Origin of the sequence: Streptomyces longispororuber (genome assembly GCF_024448165.1) — a bacterium.
In the GTDB taxonomy this organism is placed as follows: Bacteria; Actinomycetota; Actinomycetes; order Streptomycetales; family Streptomycetaceae; genus Streptomyces; species Streptomyces longispororuber_A.
In genome coordinates, this window is record NZ_JAMOLN010000007.1 from 69650 (window position 1) to 90669 (window position 21020).

Annotated in this window: 19 protein-coding genes; 11 read left to right on the plus strand and 8 right to left on the minus strand. The window is 73.4% G+C overall.

Annotation, left to right across the window (positions count from 1 at the left end):
• Window positions 1-717: an HAD family hydrolase gene (locus M4J07_RS03650; RefSeq protein WP_255967087.1), complete on the plus strand. Its 717-nt coding sequence runs from the start codon at window positions 1-3 to the stop codon at window positions 715-717.
• Here M4J07_RS03650 and M4J07_RS03655 read toward each other — a convergent pair.
• Together M4J07_RS03655 and M4J07_RS03660 are read right to left on the minus strand one after the other, a co-directional pair.
• Window positions 665-2320: an AMP-binding protein gene (locus M4J07_RS03655; RefSeq protein WP_255967088.1), complete on the minus strand. Its 1656-nt coding sequence runs from the start codon at window positions 2318-2320 to the stop codon at window positions 665-667. The two genes, M4J07_RS03650 and M4J07_RS03655, sit on opposite strands and share 53 nt — an antisense overlap.
• 21 nt (window positions 2321-2341) lie before the next feature.
• Window positions 2342-2983, minus strand: coding sequence for a TetR/AcrR family transcriptional regulator (locus tag M4J07_RS03660; protein ID WP_255967090.1), 642 nt, complete (start codon window positions 2981-2983; stop codon window positions 2342-2344).
• Window positions 2984-3079: 96 nt separating this feature from the next.
• Here M4J07_RS03660 and M4J07_RS03665 point away from each other — a divergent pair, with 96 nt between their 5' ends.
• Together M4J07_RS03665 and M4J07_RS03670 are read left to right on the plus strand one after the other, a co-directional pair.
• A complete protein-coding gene (locus tag M4J07_RS03665) occupies window positions 3080-6214 on the plus strand; it encodes an acetyl-CoA carboxylase family protein (protein ID WP_255967092.1) in 3135 nt (1044 codons plus the stop codon).
• A gap of 29 nt (window positions 6215-6243) precedes the next feature.
• A complete protein-coding gene (locus tag M4J07_RS03670; RefSeq protein ID WP_255967094.1) occupies window positions 6244-7248 on the plus strand; it encodes a Ppx/GppA phosphatase family protein in 1005 nt (334 codons plus the stop codon).
• Between the two features lie 24 nt (window positions 7249-7272).
• Here M4J07_RS03670 and M4J07_RS03675 read toward each other — a convergent pair whose 3' ends face one another.
• The 3 genes from M4J07_RS03675 to M4J07_RS03685 form a co-directional block, all read right to left on the minus strand.
• Entirely contained in the window at window positions 7273-8328 is a 1056-nt protein-coding gene (locus tag M4J07_RS03675) for an LLM class flavin-dependent oxidoreductase (RefSeq protein WP_255967096.1), read from the minus strand.
• Window positions 8328-8849: an SRPBCC family protein gene (locus M4J07_RS03680; protein ID WP_255967098.1), complete on the minus strand. Its 522-nt coding sequence runs from the start codon at window positions 8847-8849 to the stop codon at window positions 8328-8330. Before M4J07_RS03680 ends, M4J07_RS03675 begins: the two co-directional genes overlap by 1 nt.
• A gap of 95 nt (window positions 8850-8944) precedes the next feature.
• A complete protein-coding gene (locus tag M4J07_RS03685; protein WP_255967100.1) occupies window positions 8945-9445 on the minus strand; it encodes a winged helix-turn-helix transcriptional regulator in 501 nt (166 codons plus the stop codon).
• A 156-nt stretch (window positions 9446-9601) separates the two neighbouring features.
• On the opposite strand from M4J07_RS03685, the gene M4J07_RS03690 reads away from it, so the two are divergent.
• Entirely contained in the window at window positions 9602-10459 is an 858-nt protein-coding gene (locus tag M4J07_RS03690; RefSeq protein ID WP_255967102.1) for an AAA family ATPase, read from the plus strand.
• Entirely contained in the window at window positions 10456-11820 is a 1365-nt protein-coding gene (locus tag M4J07_RS03695; protein ID WP_255967109.1) for a vWA domain-containing protein, read from the plus strand. Before M4J07_RS03690 ends, M4J07_RS03695 begins: the two co-directional genes overlap by 4 nt.
• A 20-nt stretch (window positions 11821-11840) precedes the next feature.
• Here M4J07_RS03695 and M4J07_RS03700 read toward each other — a convergent pair whose 3' ends face one another.
• The gene (locus M4J07_RS03700; RefSeq protein ID WP_255967111.1) at window positions 11841-12881 is read right to left on the minus strand and encodes a phosphotransferase; all 1041 of its coding nucleotides are present in this window, start codon (window positions 12879-12881) and stop codon (window positions 11841-11843) included.
• Window positions 12882-12891: 10 nt separating this feature from the next.
• Complete coding sequence (locus M4J07_RS03705) at window positions 12892-13977, minus strand: chitinase (protein WP_255967112.1); 1086 nt, start codon at window positions 13975-13977, stop codon at window positions 12892-12894.
• 276 nt (window positions 13978-14253) lie between these two features.
• Between M4J07_RS03705 and M4J07_RS03710 the strand changes: the two genes are divergently transcribed.
• The 4 genes from M4J07_RS03710 to M4J07_RS03725 all read left to right on the plus strand — a co-directional run bounded on the left by M4J07_RS03710 (window position 14254) and on the right by M4J07_RS03725 (window position 19462).
• The gene (locus M4J07_RS03710) at window positions 14254-15579 is read left to right on the plus strand and encodes a uracil-xanthine permease family protein (protein ID WP_255967113.1); all 1326 of its coding nucleotides are present in this window, start codon (window positions 14254-14256) and stop codon (window positions 15577-15579) included.
• Window positions 15576-16892, plus strand: a complete 1317-nt coding sequence (locus M4J07_RS03715) for an amidohydrolase family protein (RefSeq protein WP_255967114.1) — start codon at window positions 15576-15578, stop codon at window positions 16890-16892. Before M4J07_RS03710 ends, M4J07_RS03715 begins: the two co-directional genes overlap by 4 nt.
• A gap of 214 nt (window positions 16893-17106) precedes the next feature.
• Window positions 17107-18099 carry an isopenicillin N synthase family dioxygenase gene (locus tag M4J07_RS03720; RefSeq protein ID WP_255967115.1) on the plus strand — a complete coding sequence of 331 codons (993 nt, stop codon included), beginning with the start codon at window positions 17107-17109 and terminating at the stop codon, window positions 18097-18099.
• A 4-nt stretch (window positions 18100-18103) separates the two neighbouring features.
• Entirely contained in the window at window positions 18104-19462 is a 1359-nt protein-coding gene (locus tag M4J07_RS03725; protein WP_374214987.1) for a nucleobase:cation symporter-2 family protein, read from the plus strand.
• A gap of 6 nt (window positions 19463-19468) precedes the next feature.
• Here the strand turns inward: M4J07_RS03725 and M4J07_RS03730 are convergent, their stop codons facing one another.
• A complete protein-coding gene (locus M4J07_RS03730) occupies window positions 19469-20050 on the minus strand; it encodes a hypothetical protein (protein ID WP_255967118.1) in 582 nt (193 codons plus the stop codon).
• A gap of 227 nt (window positions 20051-20277) precedes the next feature.
• On the opposite strand from M4J07_RS03730, the gene M4J07_RS03735 reads away from it, so the two are divergent.
• Window positions 20278-20718 (plus strand): CBS domain-containing protein, encoded by a 441-nt coding sequence (locus tag M4J07_RS03735; protein WP_255967120.1) that lies wholly within the window; start codon window positions 20278-20280, stop codon window positions 20716-20718.
• Between the two features lie 36 nt (window positions 20719-20754).
• Window positions 20755-20943, plus strand: a complete 189-nt coding sequence (locus M4J07_RS03740; protein WP_255967145.1) for a hypothetical protein — start codon at window positions 20755-20757, stop codon at window positions 20941-20943.
• Window positions 20944-21020: the final 77 nt, after the last annotated feature.

The following is a 21020-nucleotide window of genomic DNA, read 5'->3' on the forward strand; positions in this document are numbered from 1 at the left end:
ATGAACGCCCCGATCGACTCCCCGTACCACTTCGGCGGCACCGCGGTCGTCTTCGACCTCGACGGCACCCTCGTCGACAGCGAGCCCAACTACTTCAGGGCGTCCCTCGGCACGCTCGGCCGGTACGGCGTCACCGGCTTCACCTGGGCCGACCACGAGACGTACGTCGGCATCTCCACCCTGGAGACCCTCGGGATCTGGAAGGGGAGGTACGGCATCGCCGCCCCGGTCACCGAGCTGCTCGACGACCTGAACACCCGCTATCTGGAGCTGGCCCGGGCCGACACGCACGTCTTCCCGCAGATGCGCCTGTTCGTGGAGCGGCTGCACGCGGCGGGCCTGCCGATGATCGTTGCGTCGGGGTCGTCGTCGGACGCGATCGAGGCGATCCTGACCGGCACCGGCCTCGACTCCCTCATCACCCGGTACGTGTCGGCGGACGAGGTCGAGCACGGCAAGCCCGCGCCGGACGTCTTCCTGGAGGCGGCCCGCCGGCTGGGGGTGGCACCGGCGCACTGCGTGGTCCTGGAGGACGCGGCGCCGGGCGCCGCCGCGGCGCACGCGGCGGGCATGCGCTGCATCGCGCTGCCGTACGTTGCGGCGCAGGCGGACGACCCGGCGTTCACCACGGCGGACCTGCTGTTCAAGGGCGGTCAGGAGGAGTTCACGGCGCGGGCCGCGTGCGACTGGCTCGAGCGGTCAGCTCCGTCTTCCTGATCTTCCCGGTGGGGGTGAGCGGGAGTGCGTCGAGGATCTCGACGACGCCGGGCACCTTGTACGGCGCCATCGACGCGACCGCCCAGGCGCGCAGGTCGTCGCCGGTGAGCGCCGAGCCGGGGACGGCCCGCACGAACGCGTACGGCCGCTGTCCGCTGACCGGGTCGTCGACGGCGACGACCGCGGCGGCGAGCACGTCCGGGTGCTGGGCGAGCAGCGTCTCGACCTCGGTGGGGAAGACGCTCATCCCCTTCACCTTGATCATGTCCTTGTCGCGGCCGAGGTAGTGCAGACAGCCCTCCTCGTCGAGGGCGCCGATGTCGCCGGTGTGCAGCCAGCCGTCGCGCAGCGCGCTCGCGGTGGCGGCGGGCGCCCGCCAGTAGCGGGTGAGCACCGAGGGTCCGCGGACGACGATCTCGCCGCGTTCGCCGAGCGGCAGCGGTGCGCCGGTGTGGAAGTCGACGACCATGAAGTCGGTGCCGGGGACCGGGAGTCCGCAGAAGACGGGGTCGCTGAGCAGGTCGTGGTCGCCGTCCTGGAAGCCGAGCGTGTTGGTGTCGCTGGTGTGGGTCTCCGTCATGCCGTACGACGCCTCGCGCAGCACGCTGCGGTCGCCGACGGCCGCCTTCCACCTGGCGCGCAGGGACGGGGTGAGCTTGCGGATGAAGGAGACGGTGAGCGGGGCGGTGAGGCTCGTCAGGTCGTGCCGGGCGAATTCGGGGTGGTCGAGGAGCTCCAGGTAGTTTTCGACGGTGCCGGCCATGGTGCTCACGCGGTGGGTCTCGACGGCGCGCAGGACCTCGGCGGCGTTCCAGCGGGTGAGCAGGACGCTGGTGCCGCCGGAGACGAGCGGGGCGAGGATCCCGAGGTTCTCGCCGGCGATCCAGAACACGGGCAGGTAGCAGAGGGAGACGATGCCGCGGGCCGTCTCGTCCGGGTCGGGCATCCGGCCGTTGTCGATGGCGGTGGCCGTGTAGACCATGTGGCGCTGGGTGTGTTCGCAGCCCTTGGGCAGTCCGGTGGTGCCGCCGGTGTAGTTGAGGGCGGCGAGCGCGTCGAGGTCGTCGGCGATGTCCTCGTGGCGGGCGTGGGCGACGGCGTCGGGCCAGTCGGCGTCGGCGAGCACGGTGCGCACCGGGGTGTCGTCGCGCACGTCGTCGAGGACCGGCAGCAGGTCGTTCCGGGTGATCACCAACTCCGGTGCGGCGTCGTTCAGTTCGTGGCGCAGCTCGGCCGCCCGGAACATCGGGTTGACCGGTACGTGCACCGCGCCGAGCCGGAGCACGGCGAGCAGTGCGACGACGAACCGGGACCCGTTGGGCAGGAACACACCGACCCGGTCACCGGCCCGCACCCCGTGCTCCGCCAGCCAGCCCGCCAACCGGGCCGAGCTGTCGTCGAGTCGGCGGTACGAGAGGGTGTCTGCGTCGGTGACGATCGCGGGCCGGTCGGGGTGGAGCGACGCCCACCGCGCGACGTGCGCGGGCAGCGTCGACTCCCCTGCGGGGTGAGTCGTTTCGGCCGGTTGGCGGCCCTGCCTCGCCTTGCTCTGGCGGGCCCGGAGGTCGGTCAGGTACGCGTCGGTCGATATGCCGGTGGACAACGTGCGGCTCCCTGCTGCTGGCTACTGCTGGGGTGGTGCTCCGATGCCGAGGAGGTGCAGGTACATGGCGGTGACGTCGCGGACCGCCGCGTCATAGGCGGCCGGGCGCTCGGCGACGAGCCGGGCGAACTCCACGCTCATGCCGCCGACGGCCCGGGACAGGGTGAGCGGGTCGACGACCGGGCGGGCCCGCCCCTGGTCCGTGACCCGGCGTACGTAGCGGGCGGCGCGGCGGACGGGCCGCTCGCGGATCTCTTCCCACAGCGCCCGCACCTCGGCGTCGGCGCGGGCCTGCTGTTCGAGCAGGACGAGGAGCGGGAGGTGGCGGGCGTACGCGGCGATGAACGCGGCGGTGGACGCCCCGGCGACCGCGGCCACGTCGTCCGTGTCCACGCCGGGCACGTCCTGCGCGGCGAGGAACGCGTCGCGCACCCGCGCCGCGAGGACCCGGAACACCTCGTCCTTGGACGCGAAGTACACGTAGAAGCTCGCCCGCGAGACCTCGGCCGCCGCGGTGATGTCCGCGACGGTCGCCGGCCCGTACCCGAGCCGGCCGAACACGGACTCCGCCGCGTCGAGCAGCCGCCCGCGCGCCGGTGCGTCGGTGCGGTCCCGGGCGGTGCGGGTCGCCCACTCCTGCTGTGTCTGCTGTCTGCGTGCCACAGCGCCAGAGTATTGACGTTGACGTCAGTGTCAATGAGAGTGACGGGGTCTTTCGAGCGTCGCGCAGCTCGCGACCACGATCCGCCGGAGGGGCACATGGGGTCTGCCGCCGTACTCGTCGCCAACCGCGGGGAGATCGCCGTCCGGGTGCTGCGCGCCGCCGCCGAGCTGGGGCTGCGCACGGTCGCGGTGCACGAGCCGGGCGACGACGCGCACCTCCCTCTCGCGGACGAGTGCGTGCCGCTGGAGCCCGGCGGCTATCTCGACGCGGCGGCCCTGGTGGCCGCGGCGCACCGGGCGGGCTGCGGGTACCTGCACCCGGGGTACGGGTTCCTCAGCGAATCGTCCGAGCTGGCGCGGCAGTGCGCCGGGGCGGGGATCACCTTCGTCGGCCCCTCGGCCGAGGTGCTCGACCTGTTCGGGGACAAGGCGCGGGCCCGCGCCCTCGCGGTCGGGGCGGGGGTGCCGGTGCTGCCGGGCACGGCGGGTGACACCACGCTCGACGAGGCGCGGGAGTTCCTCGCGGGCGGTCCGGTGATGGTGAAGGCGGTGGGCGGGGGCGGCGGTCGCGGGATGCGGGTCGCGCGCACCGGCGAGGAGCTGACGGACGCCTGGGAGCGGTGCAGGTCCGAGGCCCGGCAGGGCTTCGGACGGGCCGAGTTGTACGTGGAGCGGCTGTGGGAGGGCGCGCGCCACATCGAGGTGCAGGTCGTCGCGGACGGCGCGGGCGCGGTGCAGCACCTGTGGGAGCGGGACTGCAGTGCGCAGCGCCGCCACCAGAAGCTGGTCGAGATCGCCCCGGCCCCCGGCCTCGACGCCGCGGTCAGGGACCGGCTGCTCGACAGCGCGCTGCGGCTCGCCCGCAGCGCCCGCCACACGGGCCTGGGGACGGTCGAATTCCTGGTCAGGGGCGAGGAATTCGTGTTCATCGAGGCCAATCCGCGGCTCCAGGTGGAGCACACGGTGACGGAGGAGGTGACGGGCGTCGACCTCGTGGCGGCGCAGCTGCGGATCGCGGCGGGCGAGGACCTGGCCGCGCTGGGGCTGGCCGGGCCGCCGCCCGCGCCGCGCGGCCACGCGGTGCAGGTGCGGGTGAACGCGGAGGTCACGGCGCCCGACGGAGCGGTGCGCCCGTCGGTGGGCCGCATCGCGCGGTTCGACGTGCCGACGGGCCCCGGCGTCCGGGTCGACACGGCCGCCCGTACCGGCACGGAGATCAGCTCGCGCTACGACTCGCTGCTCGCCAAGGTCGTCGCGCACGCCCCGCAGGGCGGTTTCGCGGCGGCGTGCGCACGGGCGCGGCGGGCCCTCGACGAGTTCGCGGTGGACGGCGTGGACACCGGGATCCCGCTGCTGCGCGCGCTGCTCGGCGACCCGGGCTTCACGGCCGGCGGCGTCGACACGGGCTTCGTGCCGCGCCGGCTCCCCGCGTTGGTGCCCGCGCTGCCGGAGCGGGCCGCGCAGGAGGCGGGCACGGTCGCCGCGCCGATGAGCGGCACCGTGGTCGCGCTCGACGCCGCACCGGGCCGGGTCGTGACGGCCGGGGCGACGCTGCTGGTCCTGGAAGCGATGAAGATGGAGCACGTGGTCCGCGCCGAGCGGTCCGGCGTCGTCCGGGCGGTGCGCGCCACCGTCGGCGAGACGGTCGCGGAGGGCGCCGCCCTGGTGCTCCTGGACGTGACGGACGACGGCCCCGCCGAGCAGGACGCGGCCGACGCCGTCGACCCGGACGCCGTGCGGCCCGACCTCGCCGATGTGGTGGCGAGGCACGTGTTCGGTCTGGACGAGCACCGTCCGGAGGCCGTCGCCAAGCGGCACGCGGCGGGGCGGCGCACGGCCCGGGAGAACATCGAGGACCTGTGCGACCCGGGCACGTTCACCGAGTTCGGGGCGCTGGCCGTGGCGGCGCAGCGGCAGCGGCGGCCCCTGGAGGAGCTGGTCCGCAGGACGCCCGCCGACGGCATGGTCACCGGCACCGGGCGGATCGGCGGCGCTCCCGTGGTCGCGATGTCGTACGACTACACGGTGCTGGCCGGCACCCAGGGCCTCAACAACCACCGCAAGACGGACCGGATGCTGCACGTGGCCGAGGAGCGCGGGCTGCCCGTGGTGCTGTTCGCGGAGGGGGGCGGGGGCCGCCCCGGCGACACGGACACCACGTCGGTCGCGGGCCTGAACGTGACGACGTTCCACCGGATGGCCCGGCTCAGCGGCCGGGTGCCGCTCGTCGGGATCGCGTCGGGCCGCTGCTTCGCGGGCAACGCGGCGCTGCTCGGCAGCTGCGACGTGATCATCGCGACGCCCGAGGCGAACATCGGCATGGGCGGCCCCGCGATGATCGAGGGCGGCGGCCTGGGGGTGCACCGGGCCGAGGACATCGGCCCGCTGTCGGTGCAGGTCCCGAACGGCGTCGTGGACCTGCCGGTCGCCGACGAGGCGGAGGCGGTGCGCGTCGCCCGCGCCTACCTCGCGTACTTCCAGGGCCCGCAGGACGGTTGGGAGGCGCCGGACCAGCGGCTGCTGCGGCACGCGGTGCCGGAGAACCGGCGGCGCGCCTACGACGTCCGCGCCGCGATCGACGGGCTCGCCGACACCGGCTCGGTCCTCGAACTGCGCCGCGGCTTCGGCGTCGGCGTCGTCACGGCGCTCGTCCGGATCGAGGGCCGTCCGATGGGGTTGATCGCGAACGACCCGGGGCATCTGGGCGGTGCCGTGGACCGGGACGCCGCCGACAAGGCCGCCCGGTTCCTGCGGCTGTGCGAGGCGTTCCGGCTGCCGGTGCTCTCGCTGTGCGACACACCGGGCTTCATGGTCGGCCCGGACGCCGAACGCACCGCCACGGTACGGCAGTTCGCGGACCTCTTCGTGGCGGGCGCCCGGCTGACGGTGCCGCTGGTCTGCCTCGTGCTGCGCAAGGCGTACGGGCTCGGCGCGATGGCGATGATGGGCGGTTCGACGCGGGCGCCGCTCGCCACGGCCGCCTGGCCGAGCGGCGAGTTCGGCGGGATGGGCCTGGAGGGCGCGGTGCGGCTCGGCTACCGGCGCGAGTTGGCGGCGATCGCCGATCCGGCGGAGCGGGAGCGGGCGTTCGAGGCGCGGGTCGCCGAACTGTACGAGCACGGCAAGGCGGTGAACGCGGCGGCCGCCCTGGAGATCGACGCGGTCATCGACCCGGCGCGGTCCCGCGACTGGATCAGGGCCGCGCTGGACACGGCGCCGCCGACGCTTTGACGTCCATGCTTTCGGGTACTCGGTCGATCATGCGAATCAGTGTGGTGGACGTCGGGTCGAACACGGTGCGGCTCGCGATCGCGGACGCGCGGGACGGGGCACCTCTGCCGGTGCACACGGCCAAGCGAAGACTCCGTCTCTCGGAGCAGGTCGACGGGGAGAGACGACTGGGCCCGTGCGCCGTGGAGTCGATCGTCGAGGCGGTCCGGGCGGCCTGCGCGGAGGCCGAACGGTGGGGCAGCGACGAGCCGTTCGCGTTTGCCACGGCCATCGTCAGGGACGCGCCCAACCGGGACGAGGTGCTGCGGGCGGTGGAGGAGGGCACCGGCGTGCGGCTGCGGGTGCTGCCGGGCGAGGTGGAGGCCGAGCTGACGTTCCTCGCCGCGCGGCGCTGGATGGGCTGGCGGGCGGGCCCGCTCGGTGTGCTCGACATCGGCGGCGGAACGCTCGAAGTCGCTTTCGGGCGGGGGCGGTTGCCGGACTTCGCGATCTCGCTGCCGCTGGGCGCGGGCCGTCTCACGCGGGAGCACCTGCGCGACGGCGAGCCGCCCTCGGACGAGACGCTCAGGACGCTGCGCCGCCACGTGCGGCACCAGCTGAGGGACGTGGCGGCGCGGATCCGCTGGGAGGGTCCGCTCACCGCGGCCGCCACCTCGCGCACGTTCACCCAGCTCGCCCGGTTGTGCGGCGCGCCGCCCGGCCGGCACGGTCCTTTCGTGCGCCGGGAGTTGACGCGCAAGGCGCTCGGCTGCGCGGTCACGGAGCTCGCCGCGCTGCCCGCCGCGCGCCGCGCCGAACTGCCGGGCATCTCGGCGCCGCGCGCGGCCCAGTCGCTGGCCGGTGCGCTCGTCGGCCACACGGCGATGAAACTGATGGGCATCCGCGCACTCACCATCTCGCCGTGGGCGATCCGGGAGGGCATCCTGCTGCGCCGGATCGAGGGCGACACCGCGTGGTGGTCGGGCCACCCGCAGCCGACGGAACGCCGGCCGTCCGCACAGCGGGCAGCGCTGCGGCTCGCCGCCCCGCGCTGACGTCAGGGGCCCGGCCCCAGGAGGTCAGTCGGCGGTGTCCACCTCCCGTACGAGCTCGATGGCCCGCCCGAGGGTGGCGAGCCGCGCGTCGAGGGTGTCGCCCGCCGGGTAGAGGCGGACGGTGTCGACGCCGGCGTCCCGCCACACGGCCAGGCGGGCCCGCACCATGTCCTCGGTGCCGATCAGGGTCGTGGCGAGGACCATGTCGTCGGTGACCAGGGCCGCGGCTCCGTCCCGGTCGCCCGCCTGCCAGCGTTCGCGCACGGCGGCGGCGACCTCCGACCAGCCCTGCCTGCTGTAGGCCCGGTTGTAGAAGTTCGTGGTGGCGGAGCCCATGCCGCCGAGGCTGAAGGCGAGTTCCTTCTTGCGGCTCGCGACGACGGCGCGCAGCGTCTCCTCGTCCTCGGCGAAGTTCACCTCGGCGCCCTGACAGACGTCGAGGTCGGCCCGGGTGCGGCCGGCGGCGGCGAGGCCGGCGTCGAGGTGGTCGAAGTAGGCCTCCTTCGCCCCCTCGGGCACGAAGCTGGTGCCGAGCCAGCCGTCGGCCACCTCGCCGGTCAGTCGCAGCATCTTCGGCGACAACGTGGCCAGGTACACGGGCAGTTCGTGCTCGGCCCGTATCGACAGCCGCATCGGGCGGGCGTCGCCGCCGGGCAGCGGGAGGGTGAACTCCCGCCCCTCGTAGGCGATCTTCTCGCCGGCCGCCGCCATCCGCACGATCTCGACCGTCTCCCGCATCCGGGCCAGCGGGCGCGCGAAGGGGACGCCGTGCAGCCCCTCGATGACCTGCGGCCCGGACGGTCCGAGGCCCAGCAGGAAGCGGCCGCCGGAGATGTTGGAGAGGGTGATCGCGGCCCGGGCGATGGCGGCCGGGGTCCGGGTGGCGAGCTGGATGATGCCGGAGCCGAGCAGCATCCGGTCGGTACGGGCCGCCAAGTAGCCGAGGGGCGAGGGCGCTTCGGAGCCCCAGGCCTCGGCGACCCAGCAGACGTCCATGCCGAGCTTCTCGGCCTCGGTCACGAAGTCGACCGTCTCGCGCCAGTCGCCGCCGGACGCCTCGATCGTCGTCGACGTCCGCATCAGCGCTCCCCCGCCCCTTCGGCGATGGCCTTCAGGGCGTCGAGGGTCGCGCCGATGTTCCGCTCGAACTCCCGCATCCGTACGAACACGATCTTCTGCTCCTTCTCCGGCATCCGGTCGATCGCGAAGGAGAGTCCGGAGCGGCCCGGGCCGAGCCGCATCCACTGGGTCAGGTCCGTCGTGCCGTCGTCGCGTGCTTCCAGGGTGAACCGCCAGACGGCGCTGGGCCGTTCGGGGTCGGAGACGGCCCAGGCGAAGACACGCGGCGCCGTGCACTCGACGACGTACGAGGTGGTCTCCCACTCGCCGAACGCGTCGTGCCGGCTGCGGCCGACGAAGCGCGCCCCGACGGCGGGGGCCGTCGTCCCCCCGAGCCACTGGACCGACTGCAGTTCGTCGCTGAGCCGCGGCATCAGGGCGATGTCCGTGACCAGCTCCCACACCCGCTCGGGCGACGCCTCGATGCCGCGCCGCACGGCGACGGTCGGGGTGTCCGCGTAGCGCGCGCCTGTCCACTCCATCGTGGCCCACCTCTCTGCTGAACCGGCTGTGACCACGAGAGTTTCGTAGATGGACTCACTACGTCAAGAGGTACCGGGCAGGGCCGGAGCCGGTCTCAGCTCTGCTCGAACCGCGCGCGGACGTCGGGGCGGGCGGCGAGCCGGGGCGGATAGCCCGGGCCCGTCCGCGGCCGGACGGCGTCGGCGGTCAGCGGTTCGCCGCAGCCGGCGCACACCACGGCGGCGTCGCCGACGTGCCCGCACCGGTCGTGCTCGAAGACGACCGGCGCCCCCTCGTCGCCGGACAGCCAGCGGTTCCCCCACGCGTTCATGGCGGCGAGCACCCCGAAGAAGTCGCGGCCCTTCTCGGTGAGGACGTAGTCGTGGCGGACCGGCGCCGTCTCGTAGGCGCGCTTCTCCATCAGCCCCGCGTCGACGAGCCGGCGCAGCCGCTCGGCGAGGGTCGTCCGGGCGATGCCGAGCTCCTGCTGGAAGCCGTCGAAGCGGGTGATCCCGTAGAACGCCTCGCGCAGCACGAGCGGTGTCCACCAGTCACCCAGGAGGTCCATGGTGCGGGCGATGGAGCAGGGCCAGTCGGCAAAGGAAGTACGCCTCATGCGGTCAGGATACGGACGGAACGCCAGTGGGTCCTCGGACGAGACTCAGCAGACGGCGGCGTACGTGACGTTCGCCATGAAGGCGCGCGAGCTGTTGTGGACGGCGGCCGGACCTGATCAGCTGGGAATCCGTGACGCACCGCCCTGGAGGCCCCGTTGTTCACTTCCGTGGACGATGTCACCGCACGTCTGGCCGAGACCGGTTACCTGGCCTCGCCCGCGGTGGCGACCACCGTCTTCCTCGCCGCCCGGCTCGGCAAGCCGCTGCTCGTCGAGGGGCCGGCGGGCGTCGGCAAGACGGAGCTGGCGAAGGCGGTCGCCGCGATCAGTGACGCGCGGCTGATCCGGCTGCAGTGCTACGAGGGCGTCGACGAGTCGCGTGCCCTGTACGAGTGGAACCACGCCAAGCAGTTGCTGCGGATCACGGCGGGCCGCGACGAGACGTGGGACCAGACGCGCACGGACGTCTTCAGCGAGGAGTTCCTGCTGACCCGGCCCCTGCTGGCCGCGATCCGCGGCGACGACGCGAAGGTCCTGCTCATCGACGAGATGGACAAGGCCGACGTGGAGGTGGAGGGCCTGCTCCTGGAGGTGCTCTCCGACTTCCAGGTGACGGTCCCCGAGCTGGGCACGATCAGCGCGACCCGCCGCCCGTTCGTGGTGCTCACCTCCAACGCCAGCCGGGAGCTGTCCGAGGCGCTGCGCCGCCGCTGCCTGTTCCTCCACATCGGCTTCCCCGACGAGGAGTTGGAGCGCCGGATCGTCGCCCTGAAGGTGCCGGAGCTCGACGCGGTGCTCGCCGAGTCCCTCGTCCGGGTCGTCGGCGCGCTGCGCGCGATGGACCTGCGCAAGGTGCCGTCGGTCGCGGAGACGGTCGACTGGGCGCGCACCCTGCTGGCGCTGGGCGCGGACCGGCTCGACGAGGAGGTCGTACGGGCCTCGCTCGGTGTCGTCCTCAAGCACCAGGAGGACGTCGACAGGGCGGCCGCGAAGCTCGAACTGGGCGCCGTGTGAGCACGACCGGCACGGCCCCTTCGGTCGCGGACCGGGTGACGTCACTGGTCAGGGCCCTGCGTGCGCACGGGGTGCGGATCGGCACGGGCGAGAGCGTGGACGCCGCGCAGGCCGTGGCGGCCCTCGGCCTCGACAACCGGGAGCACCTGCGCGAGGGCCTGGCCGCCGCGCTCCTGCACGACCAGGGGCAGCGCGCCGTCTTCGACCCGGTCTTCGAGCTGTACTTCCCGCGAAGTGTCGGCGCGCCGGAGGGGCCGTCCGGTCCCCCGGACCGGGACGGGCTTCGCGAGCGGCTGGCCGAGGCGCTGGCCGCGAACGACCGGGCGGCGCTAGCCCGGCTGGCCGCCGAGGCCGTCGACGCCTTCGGCGGCTACGACGCGAACGGCTGGTCGTCGCAGCAGACCCTGGACCGGCTGCGCCCGCAGACGCTGCTGGCCGGGATCATGGCCGGCATCCGGTCGGGCGGCGGGCAGTCGGGGGCGTTCACCGACCGCATCGAGGCCGACGAGGTCCGGCGCCGCATCGAGGAGTTCCGCGAGCAGGTGCGCGGCGAGGCGCGGCGGCGGGTCGCGGAGCGGCGCGGCACGGACGAGATCGCCCGCCGGATGCCGGTGCAGACGCCCGACCGCACCCTGTTCCTGTACGCGGGCAAGGAGCAGCTGGCCGAACTGCGGCGCACGGTCCACCCGTTGGCCCGCAAGCTCGCCACGCGCCTCGCGGCACGCCGACGCCGCGCCTCCCGCGGCCACATCGACCTGCGCCGCACGCTGCGCGGTTCGCTGTCCACGGGCGGGGTGCCGATGCGTCCGGTGCTGCGCAGACGCCGCCCGGCCCGGCCCGAACTCGTCCTGCTCTGCGACGTGTCCGGTTCGGTGGCGGGCTTCGCCAACTTCACGATGCTGCTGGTGCAGGCGCTGCACGACCAGTTCAGCAAGATCCGCGTCTTCGCGTTCGTCAACCGGATCGACGAGGTCACCGATCTCATCGCGCACGGCACCGCCGACCCCGAGGGCCTCGGCGCCCGGATCGCCGCCGAGGCGACGCTGACCGGCTGGCACGGCAGCAGCGACTACGGCACGGCCCTCGGTGAGTTCGTCGAGCGCTACGAGGCGGCGGTCGGCCCCCGCACCTCGGTGTTCGTCCTCGGCGACGCCCGCAACAACCAGCAGGACCCGAACCTCCCGGCGCTGCGCCGCGTCGCCCGCACCGCCCGCCGCGTCCACTGGCTCAATCCGGAGCCCCGCTCCCAGTGGGACACGGGCGACTCGGCGGCCGGGGTGTACGGCGACGTCGTCGACATGTACGAGTGCCGCAACGCGCGGCAACTGAGCGCTCTGGTGGGGCGGTTGCTGCCGGTGTAGGGACGTGCCCGAGACCGGCCCTAAGGCCGGACCAGGGGCAGCGGTCGCAGGTCGGGCCACCGGGTGAGCATGTTCCGGCGGACGGCGTCGGCGAGGTGTCCGAACCCCTGGAGGTCGCCGGCCGCGCCGGTCATCCGGCTGACGACGCCGAGCCGGTGGGCGAGGCGCTGGCGGGCCGTGGCCGTGCCCCACGTCCAGTCCCGGTCCACGGCTCTTGCCAGGTGGTCGGTGGTTCCGCGCAGGGCGCGCTCGACGAGGGCGTCACCGCGCAGCAGCCAGCCCGCGCACACGTCGCCGAGGTCCTGCGGCACCTCGGTGCCCGTGGCGTCGCGCCAGGTCGTGCGGTAGGCGGCCTCCGCCGCGTCGAGCAGGGGCCGCGGCGGGGCGGTGGAGCACCAGCAGGTGGGGAAGCCGATGCGCAGATAGGCGAGTTCCACGAGGCCGTTGCCGAGTGAAGCCTGCTCGAAGTCGATGAACCGGACGCCACGGCCGGTGTGCAGGTCGTTGCCGGGGCACGGGTCGCCGTGCAGCAGCGCGTGCCCCGGCAGGTCGCTCAACCTCCCGACCAGGTCCTCCAGTTCGGCCCGCACGCCGGGCGGGGCCGGGACGCCGAGCGTCGCGGCGAACCGGAGGAAGGCGTCGACGTCGCTCTCGCCCGGTCCGGTCCAGGCGGGCAGTTTCCCCGCCACGACGTCCGCGTCGGCGTCGGACGTGCACGCGTGCAGGCGGGCCAGTGCCGTGGCGTAGTCGATCACCCAGTCCTCGCGGGGCGTGCCCTCGTCCAGGCGTTCCAGGACGAGGATCCGGTCCGCCGGGTCGGCGCCGAGCAGGGCGGGCACCACGGCGGGCCGGACCCGCGAGGCGAGCCGCAGGGCGGTCTCCTCGCGGGCGTACCGTTCGTCGGCCTCCGGACCTTCGACCAGCTGCTTGACGACCACGGGCGTGCCGGACACCTCGGCCCGCCACACCCGTGACCGTGGACTGCTGGCCATGCGCCGCGCCCGCCGGGGCTCACCGAGCCCGGCCCGCAACTTCTCCCCGAAACGTGGTCCCTGAGTCATGGGGTCATGTTCACCGAGATGCCGCCGGAGCGCCTGCCGTCCGCTGGAACAGCCCCTTCACGTTGTCCCCGAACGTCCATCCCTTCGAGCCGTCCCAGTTGATCGACCAGGTCATCAGGCCCTTCAGCGCACCCCCGTACGTGTTCCAGGCCTGCGCGACCTGGCTGGGGGTCATGTGGCCGCCGCCCGCACCCGGTTGGGCGGGCAGCCCGGGCACCTGCTTGTCGTAGGGGACCTTGATGGTGGTGCCCTGGACGACCAGGCCCTTGTTCAGGCAGTCCGTCTGGGCCGTGAAGCCCTCGACGGTGCCGGCGGAGTAGGAGTCGCCGGAGCAGCCGTACATGCTGCCGTTGTAGTACTGCATGTTGAGCCACCACAGGCGGCCGTTGTCGGCGTACTTCTTGATGACGGGGAGGTAGGCGCCCCAGATGGAGCCGTACGTGATGCTGCCGCCGGTGACGTAGGCCGTCTCGGGCGCCATCGTCAGGCCGAACCCGGCGGGCATCTGCGCGAGGATGCCGTCGATGATGCGGATCAGGTTGGCCTGCGACGCGGAGAGCTGGGTGATGGAGCCGCTGCCCGTGAGACCGGTCTCGATGTCGATGTCGATGCCGTCGAAGTTGTACTTCTTCAGGATCGGGACGATCGTCTCGACGAAGTGGTCCGCGACGGCCGTGGAGTTGAGGTCGATGCCGGCCGCGGCACCGCCGATGGACATCAGGATCGTCGCGCCCGCGGCCTTGGCCTGGCACATCTCCGCGGGCGTGGCCACCTTCACGTTCGCGTCCATGCCGTCCTCCCACAGCGCGGTGCCGTCGGAGCGGATGACGGGGAAGGCGGCGTTGATCACGTTGTAGCCGTGCTGCGGGAGTTCGGGATTGGTGATCGGGGTCCAGCCGAAGGGCGGGTGGACCCCGTTGGTGGCGCCGTCCCAGTTCTCCCAGTAGCCCTGGAGGACCTTTCCGGACGGTCTCGGCTTGGTGGCGCAGGTGTCCGCGGCCGGGGCGGTGGGGGCCGCGACCAGGACGGAGGCGAGGGCGGCGGCTGCCGCGAGGGCTGCGCCGAGGAGACGGGGCGTACGACGGCGACCGGGCATGGGGCCTCCCGCATGAGTGCCGGACGAGTGGGGGTGTCGTGAGCATGTCGCACGGTAGAGAGGTCCAGACCTTTCGTCAATGGGTCTGTACCAATGGGGAGTCGGCGGGGGACGGTCTCGGGAGCCGTTCGGTTTCCTGGGCGCAACGCGGGTGAAACAGCGCCTTCCTACCGTCGCCCTCACACCGGTCATGGCTGCAACGGCCGGTGCGCGGCCGTCCGTTCACCGGGTCCGGCGCTAACCAGCCGTCTTCCGCCTAGCTTTCAGGGAGGAACGATGGCTGTCGCCGCGCATGCCGTCACGCCCGCACAGGCCCCGCATCCCGTCGACGTCCGGCCGCCGCTGCGTCGCCTGGTGCCGCTGAGTCTGCAGCATCTGCTCGTCGCGTACGCGGGGATGGCGACGATGCCGCTCCTCGTGGGCACCGCGCTGCACCTTCCCGAGGACCGGATACGGCTGCTCATCAGCGCCAATCTGCTGGTCAGCGGGCTTGCCACGCTGTTGCAGTCGCTGGGCGTCAAGTGGTTCGGGGCCCGGCTGCCGATCGTGATGGGGTCCACGTTCACCGCGATCACCCCCGCCGTGCTGATCGGCGAGGAGCACGGGCTCGCCGCCGTGTTCGGGGCCACGATCGTGTCGGGCCTGGTGACCGTGGCCGTGGCGCCGTGGTTCGGACGGTGTCTGCATCTGTTTCCGCCGCTGGTCACGGGGACCGTCATCGCCGTCATCGGGTTCTCGCTCGTGCCGTCCGCGGCGGGGCTCGTCACGGGCGGGGGCGGCGGTGGGCGCGGGCTCGCCCTGGCCGCCGTGACCGTGCTGCTCGTGGTGATCGTGGAGCGGCTCGCGCCGCCCGCCATCGGCCGGTTCTCGGTACTCGTCGCCATGGCAGCGGGGACGGTGCTCGCCGTGCCCCTCGGCCTGTTCGACGGCTCGGGGGTGGCGGACGCGGCCCCCGTGTCGCTGCCGCACCCGACCGCCTTCGGGGCGCCCGTCTTCCTGGTCCCGGCGATCGCCGCGATGCTCGTCGTGCAGCTCGTGAACATGGTCGAGTCCGTCGGCGACACCCTCGCGGTCGGCCAGATCGTGGAGCGGGGCGACGACGCACCCACCGTCGTACGGGCGCTGCGCGCGGACGGTGCGGCCACCGTGGTGTCGGGCGCTCTCGCCTCGTTCCCCATCGTGACCTTCGGGCAGTCCGTCGGGCTGGTCAGTGTGACCCGGGTGAGGAGCCGTCACGTCGTCGCCCTGTCGGGGGCGTTGATGGTCCTGCTGGCCTTCGTTCCCGTGCTCGGCGCGGCCGTCGCCGCCGTGCCGGGACCGGTGCTCGGCGGGGTGTCGCTCGTCATGTTCGGCACGGTCGGCGCGGTGGGCCTGCGCATCCTGGCCCGCGCCGACCTCACCGACGCGCGGAACCTGCTGACCGTCGCGCTCGCCTTCGGGCTCGGCCTGATCCCCGTCGGCGCCCCGGAGTTCTACGCGCCGCTCCCCGCCGCCGCCCGCACCGTCCTGGACAGCGGCATCGCCGTCACCGGGATCGTCGCCTTCGCTCTGAACCTGCTGTTCCACCACACGCCCCGCCTCCGGAAGGAACCGGTCCGATGACGCCCGACACGATCACCGACGTCACCGTGTACAGCGAAGGCGCGTGGCATGCCGGGACCGACGTCCATCTCGTCGACGGCCGCGTCCACGCGCTCGTACCGAAGGGTGAACTCCCCCACGGCAACCGGGTCTTGGACGGCGCGGGCGGGCATCTCACACCCGGTCTCGTGAACACGCACACCCATCTCTTCCAGGCGGGTCTGCGCGGCATCGGCGAGGGACTGCCGTTGCTGGCGTGGCTGAGTGCCGTCGGCGAGGAGGCGGTCGCGCTCACCCCGGAGCGGGCCTACGCGACAGCGGCCGCCGCGGCGGCCGAGGCGTTGCGCAGCGGGACGACGACGCTCGTCGAGCACATGTGGCCGCACCCGTCGCCGGAGGTGCACGACGCCGTGCTGCGGGCGCTGCGCGACAGCGGTGTGCGGGCGGTGCTCTGCCGGGGTGTCGCCGACCGTGCCGACCGCAGCCGCAGGTGGGGCTTCGACCCGCGTCTGATGCAGCCGCTGGAGGAAGCGCTGGCGCACACGGACGAGCTGATCGCCGCCACGCGCGGCAGCCGGGTGGAGGTCGGTGTCGCGGTGCCCAATCCCCGGTGCCTCACGCCGGACGGGATGGCGACCGTGCGCGCGTACGCCGAGGAGCGTGGGCTCCCCGTCTCCCTGCACCTGTTGGAGACCACGACCGACGACGTGATGTGCCGCGAGCACGCGGGCGTGGGCGCCGTGGACTATCTGGAGCGGGCCGGATTCCTGTGGGAGCGGCTGCTGGCGGTGCACTGTGTGGAGCTGGACGCGGCGGGGCGGGCGACGCTCGCCGGGCACGGGGTCGGGGTCTCGTACAACCCGCTGAGCAACATGCGGCTCGGCAGCGGGATCGCCCCGGTGCCTGACCTGCTGGACGCCGGGCTGCGGGTCGGGCTCGGGGTCGACGGCGCCGCCAGCAACGACACCCAGGACATGCTGGAGGCGCTGCGCATCGGCGCGTACCTGCAGCGGGCGGCGCGCCGCAAGGCCGATCTGTTCGGATTCCCGGAGATGTTCGCGATGGCGGCGAACGGCGCGAACCGGGTCCTCGGTCTGGAGGAGCGGCCGGACGGTGTACGGGCCGGTATGCAGGCGGATCTGGTGCTGCACCGCTTCGACCGGGACTACGCGTGCCTCCCCGTACGTGATCCCGGCGCGACGCTGCTGACCGTCGGGAGCGGCCGTACCGTGGCCGCGGTGCTGGTCGGCGGCGAGGTCCTGGTCCGGGACGGCGAGCACGTCCGGCTGCCGTCCCGGGAACTGGCGGCCGGCCTGGGCTTTACGGCCGCGTAACACCATGGGCCCCGGCGGAAACACACGGCGGGCAGGCTGAGCGCATCGCGTGCGGGCCCCGCAGGAAGCGGGGTCCGCGCCAGCCCACGGCGCCGGGCCCGTCAAGGGGCCCGCCGTGACCGTGCCCGCGGACCTCTGAGCGTCCGCGGTGGGGATCGCAGGGGCGGTGACTGCGTCCTGTCCACCACGATCGCTTCGAGGAGCGACAGCCGCGATGACCGACACCGACATCACGTACGGGCTTGCCGAGCTCGACAAGGAGACCCGCATGGGCGGGGCCGGGACGGAGACCTCCGCCCGGGAGATCCGCCGGATCGACCTCACCGACTTCGCGGCCCGCAGGGCCGAGATCACCGAGGAGCTGTGGGCAGCCGCCACGGACATCGGCTTCTTCCAGCTCGTCAACCACGGCATCGAACGCCCCGTCGTGGACGGGGCGTTCACCGACGCGCAGCGGTTCTTCGCGCTGCCCGAGGAGATCAAGGCGCGGCACGGACTGAAGAAGGGCCTCAACTCCGGGTGGGAGTCGATGACCCAGGTCCGTCCGTCGATCGGAACTCCCGACCAGAAGGAGTCGTACCAGCTGACGCGGCCGCACATGGACGGGCTGTGGCCCGACGACGCGCTCCCCGGCTTCCGGGAACGCACGCTCGCGTTCGAGGCGCGGTGCCGGGAGCTGGCCATGCGCGTGCTCGGCTGCTTCGCCGACCGGCTGGGGCTGCCCGACGGGTTCTTCGCGCGGGCCCACGACCCGGCGAGCGACCAGTACCAGTCGACACTGCGGATGCTGCACTACTTCGCCGTGCCCGAGGACGCCGAGATCCCCGCGGACGTGTGGCGGGCCGGGGCGCACACCGACTTCGACTGTCTGACGCTGCTGTTCCAGCGGGACGGGCAGGGCGGCCTGCAGGTGTGCCCCGGCAAGGAGGCCGAGGCGCAGGAGTGGACGCCGGTCGAACCCGCCGACGACGTCATCACGTGCAACATCGGGGACATGCTCATGCGGTGGAGCGACGACCGGCTGCCGTCGAACTTCCACCGGGTCAGGTCCCCGGGTCCGGACGACGACCGGTCGGCGCGCCACAGCATCGCGTTCTTCGCGCAGGCCGACCGTGACGTGGTGATCGAGGGGCCCGCGGGCCGCTATCCGCCGATCACCGCCGCCGACTACATCCAGCAGCGGATCGCCGCCAACTTCGCGCGCTAGAAAGGTGGCCGACGTGACGACGCCCCAGAAGAACCGCACCGGGTTCGGCCGGCTCGCGGTGCTCGGCCTCCAGCACGTGCTGGTGATGTACACCGGGTGTGTGACGGTACCGCTGGTGTTCGGCGCGGCGGCCGGGCTCGATGCCGCGACGGTCGCCGTGCTCATCAACGCCGATCTGCTCGTCGCGGGCGTCGTCACGATGATCCAGGGCGCGGGGATCGGCCGGATCCTCGGGGTGCGGATGCCGGTCATGGCGGGCGCCGCGTTCACCGCCGTGACGCCGATGATCCTGATCGCCGGCGAGTACGGCATCCAGGCGGTGTACGGATCGATGCTCGCGGCCGGCGTGTTCGGGCTGCTGGTCGCCCATCCCTTCGCGCGGGCGGTGCGGTTCTTCCCGCCGCTGGTGAGCGGCGTGGTCATCACGGTGGTCGGGCTCGCGCTGATCGGGGTGGGGGTGAACCTGGTCGTCGGGAACGATCCGAAGGCCGCCGATCACGCGGCGCCCTCGCGGCTCGCGCTCGCCGCGTTCGTGGTGATCGTGATCCTGCTCGTGGCCCGCTTCGGCCGCGGCTTCCTCGCGCAGACCGGCGTGCTCCTGGGCCTGCTGGCGGGGACGGCGGTCGCCGTGCCGCTCGGCCTCGTCGACTTCTCGGCGGCACGGACGGCGGACTGGGTCGGGGTCAGCGCGCCGTTCCACTTCGGCGCCCCGCAGTTCCCGGCCGTCGCCGTGCTGTCGATGTGCGTGGTGATGCTGGTCCTGTTCGCCGAGTCCACCGCGGATCTGATCGCGGTCGCCGAACTCACCGGGAAGCGGCTGACGACGGCCGACATGGCGCGTGGCCTCGCCGCCGACGGGCTCTCCGGGGTCCTCGGCGGCGTGATGAACGCCTTCCTGGACACGGTGTTCGCGCAGAACGTCGGTCTGGTGACCATGACGAAGGTGCGCAGCCGGCACGTCGCCACGGTCGCGGGCGCGCTGCTCGTCGTGCTCGGGCTCGTCCCGAAACTGGGCGCGCTCGTGGCGGGATTGCCGCAGCCGGTGGTCGGCGCGGCGGGTCTCGTGATGTTCGCGACGGTCGCGGCCGTCGGCATCACGACGCTGCGCAAGGTCGACTTCGACGGCACCCACAACCTGCTGATCGTGGCGGTGTCCATCGGCGTCGGCATGGCGCCCGAGGTGGCACCGGACCTGTACGCGCGGTTCCCCGAGGGCGTGGGGATCGTGCTCGGTTCGCCGGTGACGAGTGCGACGCTGCTGGCGTTCGGGCTCAACCTGGCGTTCAACGGCGGCAGTTCGGGGCGCGGCGGCACGCGCGGGTCGCGTACGGTGCCGGAGCCCGCACGCGAGCCGGTCGGCTGAGGTCAGTCAGTACGGGCCGCCACGGTGGTACGAACTCCGGCGCGGCCGGGGCCGGTCGGCCCGCTCGTGGGCCACGTCGGAGCGGTCCTCCGGGGACGTGCGGGCGGCCTGGGCACGCAGCGCGGCCAGCGCCGCGAGCACCTCGGTGCGGCGGTCGGCCGCGGTCATCCAGCGCGGCAGCCGCGGGACCATCGCCGTCGTGGGGGACGCCGGGCCGCGCTCCCGCAGGCGCGCCCCGACGTACGCGGCGAGGGCGTCCACATGGTCCGCGTCGTACGCCCACAGCACATGGCCCGCGCAGCGGACCTGCAGCCACAGCGGGCGGCCGAAGTAGGGGTCCTCCGTGCCGCCGAGCGTGACGCCGATGAGGGCGGAGCCCCGCCGCTCGGCCTCCCAGTCGTCCGTCGCGCCGCAGCCCGCGCAGACCAGCCGCCGCGGCCGGAACAACAGCTCCATGGCGTACCGCAGTTCGGGCAGCCCCGGCCGCTGCGCCACGGTCGCCCGGCCGCCGCAGCGCGGACACACCACGAGGATCGCGCCGGCGAACCGGGCCAGGGGTGCTCCGTGATCCGTGTGCCGGTCCGTCACGCGGCCCCTCCGCTCCACTCCGCCGTCACCCGGATCGTACGCAACGAAGGGTCGGGCACGTTCGTCCCGGAATCCGTCCGCGTACGCGCCCTGATCCGGATCGTTCGCCGGGGCCGGACATGAGGGAGCGGCGCACGGGTACTCCGCGCCGGGTGAACGCCCGGACGAGACGGGCCGACACGGGCCGACGCAGGACGACGCAGGACGACGCGGAGAGGGGCCAGGGCATGACGCATCTGGTGCGTGACGTGATGACGGAGGGTGTGGCGGCGGTCCGCCCGGACACGCCCCTGACGCAGACCGCGCAGGTGATGCGGGACGAGGGCATCGGCAGTGTGCTGATCGTCGACGGCGGGCGGCTGCTCGGTCTGCTCACCGACCGCGACATCACGCTGCGGGTCGTCGCGGAGGGCGCGGACCCGCGGGTCATCGAGGCGGGCGACGTCTGTACGCCGGACCCGCTGTACGTGGCGCCGGACGAGGAGACGACGCGCGTGGTCTCCCTGATGCGGCGGCACGCGGTGCGCCGTCTCCCCGTGGTGAGCGAGGGACTGCCGGTCGGCGTCGTCAGCCTCGGCGACCTGGCCGAGCACCGCGACCCGGAGTCGGCGCTCGCCGAGATCAGCAGGGCCGAGCCGAGCCCGGGACAGGGCACCGTCCCGTCCTGAGCGCCGCACCGACCCCCGTACGTGAGGAGCAAGAGGGTGACCGACCGCAAACAGGAGCAGCGCGACACGGTGCGCGCCGACGATCCGGCGAACGGACCGCTCACCACCGACCGGGGCGTGGTCACGGACACGTCGCCGGGCACGGCCCAGCCCGAGTTCCTCCGGCAGTTCACCCGCGCCGTGGCCGAGCACCGGCACTGGGGCCGGCCGCCGGTGCGGGCCTGAGCCGGAGCGTCGTCCGCGATCCACGACGCGGTGCGGCGGGACGTCTGAATCACCCCTGCCACCACCGGACTCGAGGG

Excerpts from the sequence above, each read along its gene's own strand:
- M4J07_RS03650 (WP_255967087.1), top strand. The coding sequence starts at position 1 with ATGAACGCCCCGATCGACTCCCCGTACCACTTCGGCGGCACCGCGGTC.
- M4J07_RS03665 (WP_255967092.1), top strand. The coding sequence starts at position 3,080 with ATGGGGTCTGCCGCCGTACTCGTCGCCAACCGCGGGGAGATCGCCGTC.
- M4J07_RS03670 (WP_255967094.1), top strand. The coding sequence starts at position 6,244 with ATGCGAATCAGTGTGGTGGACGTCGGGTCGAACACGGTGCGGCTCGCG.
- M4J07_RS03675 (WP_255967096.1), bottom strand. The coding sequence starts at position 8,328 with ATGCGGACGTCGACGACGATCGAGGCGTCCGGCGGCGACTGGCGCGAG.
- M4J07_RS03680 (WP_255967098.1), bottom strand. The coding sequence starts at position 8,849 with ATGGAGTGGACAGGCGCGCGCTACGCGGACACCCCGACCGTCGCCGTG.
- M4J07_RS03685 (WP_255967100.1), bottom strand. The coding sequence starts at position 9,445 with ATGAGGCGTACTTCCTTTGCCGACTGGCCCTGCTCCATCGCCCGCACC.
- M4J07_RS03700 (WP_255967111.1), bottom strand. The coding sequence starts at position 12,881 with ATGACTCAGGGACCACGTTTCGGGGAGAAGTTGCGGGCCGGGCTCGGT.
- M4J07_RS03705 (WP_255967112.1), bottom strand. The coding sequence starts at position 13,977 with ATGCCCGGTCGCCGTCGTACGCCCCGTCTCCTCGGCGCAGCCCTCGCG.
- M4J07_RS03710 (WP_255967113.1), top strand. The coding sequence starts at position 14,254 with ATGGCTGTCGCCGCGCATGCCGTCACGCCCGCACAGGCCCCGCATCCC.
- M4J07_RS03715 (WP_255967114.1), top strand. The coding sequence starts at position 15,576 with ATGACGCCCGACACGATCACCGACGTCACCGTGTACAGCGAAGGCGCG.
- M4J07_RS03720 (WP_255967115.1), top strand. The coding sequence starts at position 17,107 with ATGACCGACACCGACATCACGTACGGGCTTGCCGAGCTCGACAAGGAG.
- M4J07_RS03735 (WP_255967120.1), top strand. The coding sequence starts at position 20,278 with ATGACGCATCTGGTGCGTGACGTGATGACGGAGGGTGTGGCGGCGGTC.